At 73.9% G+C, this 3,214-nt stretch carries 1 protein-coding gene; it reads left to right on the top strand.

The window, feature by feature from the left end; all coding sequences use genetic code 11:
- Positions 1-3,214: SDR family NAD(P)-dependent oxidoreductase (locus ACH4E7_RS45430; RefSeq protein WP_396255100.1), on the top strand; the 3,214-nt coding region annotated here is incomplete at both ends.

The raw sequence follows: 3,214 nt of genomic DNA on the forward strand, positions 1-3,214 counted from the left end.
TGTCGGCGGTCGGACAGATCCCGGCCGAGCACCCCCTCCTCGGCGCCGTCGTGGTCTCGCCGGAGTCGGGCGGCGTGGTGCTCACGGGCCGGTTGACGCTGGAGAGCCGGCCGTGGCTGGCGGACCACGCGGTGCACGGGGCGGTCGTCCTACCGGGAACCGCGTTCGTGGAACTGGCCCTGCGAGCCGGGCAGCAAGTCGGCTGCGAGGTGCTCCACGAGCTGACCCTCCAGGCCCCGCTGGTGTTGCCCGAGCATGAGGGAGTTGCCCTGCATGTGGTGCTCGGCACCTCGCAGGACGGCGGCGCGCGGTCCGTCGCCGTGTATGCGCGGAAGCAGGACGCGTCCACCGACGCGCCGTGGACCCAACACGCCACCGGTCTGCTGATGCCCGCCACGGACAGCCCGTCGTTCGACCTCGCGGCGTGGCCACCACAGGGTGCCACGGCCGTACCGGTGGAGGACGGCTACGAGCGGTTGGCGGAGCGCGGCTACCAGTACGGGCCCGCGTTCCAGGGCGTGCAGGCCGTGTGGCGACGGGGTCAGGAGATCTTCGCCGAGGTGTCCCTGCCCACCGGTCAACACGGTGAGGCCGAGGCGTTCGGTGTGCATCCCGCTCTGCTGGACGCGGTACTGCACGCGTTCCTGCTCAACACCCCGTCCGCGTCGGCGGCCCGACTCCCCTTCACCTGGCAGGGTGTTCACCTGCATGCCTCCGGAGCCGTCGATGCCCGGGTGCGGATCGTCCCCTCGGGCACCGACCGGATGTCCATCCAGGTCGCGGACGCGGCGGGAGAGCCGCTGGTGTCGGTCGAGATGCTGGCGATGCGCCCGGTGAGCGCCGAGCAGATGCGCGCGACCGACGGCACGACGGCCGGCTCCCTCTTCGTGACCACCTGGGATCCCGCGCCCACGGCCGAGGAGCCGACCGTCCCCTTCCCGGAGCAGGCGGTGCTCGGCGACGGGTCCACTGCCGGGCCGGCTGCGGACCACGCCGACCTGGCATCGCTGCGCGACGCGATCTCCGCGGGTGCCGACGTGCCCGGCACCGTGGTGGCGCCGTTCGCGCGCACCGACGGCAGCGCGGCAGCGGTGCACGCCGCCGCCGGACGCGCACTCCGGCTCGTCCAGGAGTGGCTGTCCCACGAGTGCTTCGACGCGTCCACACTGGTCGTGACCACCCGGCACGCCGTGGCCGTCGCCGACGGGGAATCACCGGATCCGGCCGGCGCCGCGGTCTGGGGTCTGCTGCGGTCCGCGCAGTCCGAGCACCCGGGGCGCTTCGTCCTCGCCGATCTGGACGACCACCCGGACTCGACGGCCGCGCTGGCCGGAGCCGTCACGGCGGGCCCGCAAGCGGCCGTCCGCCGGGGCGCGGTGTCGACGCCCCGCCTGGCGCGGCTGTCGGCACGGCACGACGCTCCGGAGCCGCAGGCCTTCCGCCGGGGCGGCACCGTCCTGGTGACCGGCGGCACCGGCGTGCTCGGGGCGCTGGTGGCCCGTCACCTGGTCACCGAACACGGCGTACGGCACCTCCTGCTCACCAGCCGCAGCGGCAATGCGGCCCCCGGCGCCGCCGAACTCCTCGACTCCCTCACCGCGTTCGGCGCCGAGGTCACGATCGCGGAGTGCGACACGGCCGATCGCGAGGCGCTGCGGCGGGTCCTGGCCGACGTTCCGTCCGAGCACCCGCTGTCGGCCGTCGTGCACACGGCGGGCGTGGCCGACGACGGCCTCGTGGCGGCCCTGACGCAGGAACGCCTCGACGCCGTCCTGCGCCCCAAGGCCGACGGCGCCCTGCACCTGGACGAGCTGACCCGGGACGAGGACCTCACGGCATTCGTCCTGTTCTCCTCGGTGTCCGCGACCCTCGGCGTGCCGGGTCAGGCGAACTATGCGGCCGCCAATGCCTTCCTGGACGCACTCGCGCAGCGCCGCCGTGCCGAGGGCAGGCCGGCGACCTCACTGGCCTGGGGCCTGTGGGCCGAACGGAGCGGCATCAGCGCCGGCCTCAGCCGCGACGACGTCGACCGGTGGACGCGCGGCGGCATGGTCGCGCTGCCGTCCTCGGAGGGCCTGCGGCTGTTCGATGCCGCGGTGCAGGCCGACGAGCCCGCTCTCGTCCCGATGGCCCTCGACACCGGCCGGCTGCACGACCCGGACGCCGTACCCCTCCCGCTCCGCGGCCTCGTCCGGACGGCGACCCGCCGCACCACGGCCGACCGCCGACCGCAGGGGAACGGACCCGGCACCCTGGTGAACCGGTTGGCGGCCCTGCCCGAGAGCGAGCAGGAGGCGGCGCTCCTCGAACTCGTCCGCACCCACGCCGCCGCCGTCCACGGGCACGGCAGCTCCGACCGGGTGGAACCCTCGCGGGCCTTCCGCGAAGCCGGCTTCGACTCACTCACCGCCCTGGAGCTTCGCAACCGTCTCAACGAGGCCACAGGCCTCCGGCTGCCCGCGACCGTGACCTTCGACCACCCCACCCCGACGGCCCTCGCCCGCCACCTGCACGACGAGCTGCTGACGCGCGGGCAGCGGACGGCCCTGCCCACGGCCGCCCCAACGACCGCCCAGGACGAGCCCCTGGCGATCGTGGGCATGAGCTGCCGCCTGCCCGGCGGGGTGACCTCGCCCGAGGACCTGTGGACACTGGTGTCCGAAGGACGCGACGCCATCACGGAGTTCCCGACCGATCGCGACTGGGACCTGGAGAGCCTCTACCACCCGGATCCCGAGCACACCGGCACCACCTACACCCGGCACGGCGGATTCCTCCACCACGCGGCCGACTTCGACCCCGCCTTCTTCGGGATCTCGCCACGCGAAGCGGCAGCGATGGACCCGCAGCAGCGGCTCCTCCTGGAGACCTCCTGGGAGGCGCTCGAATCGGCGGGGCTCACACCCGAATCGCTCCACGGCACCCCGACCGGCGTCTTCACCGGTGCGATGTACCACGACTACGCGTCCCGTCTCGGCCACGTGCCGCCCGCCTACGAAGGCCTCATCGGCATCGGCAACCTCGGCAGCGTGATGTCCGGGCGCATCGCCTACGCGCTGGGACTGGAAGGGCCGACGCTGACGGTCGACACGGCCTGCTCGTCGTCGCTGGTGGCCCTTCACCTGGCCGGACAGGCGCTTCGGCAGGGCGAGTGCGACCTCGCCCTGGCGGGCGGGGTCACGGTGATGGCCACCCCGTTCACCTTCACCGAGTT

The organism is Kitasatospora sp. NPDC018058, assembly GCF_044327205.1.
Classification (GTDB): Bacteria; Actinomycetota; Actinomycetes; order Streptomycetales; family Streptomycetaceae; genus Kitasatospora.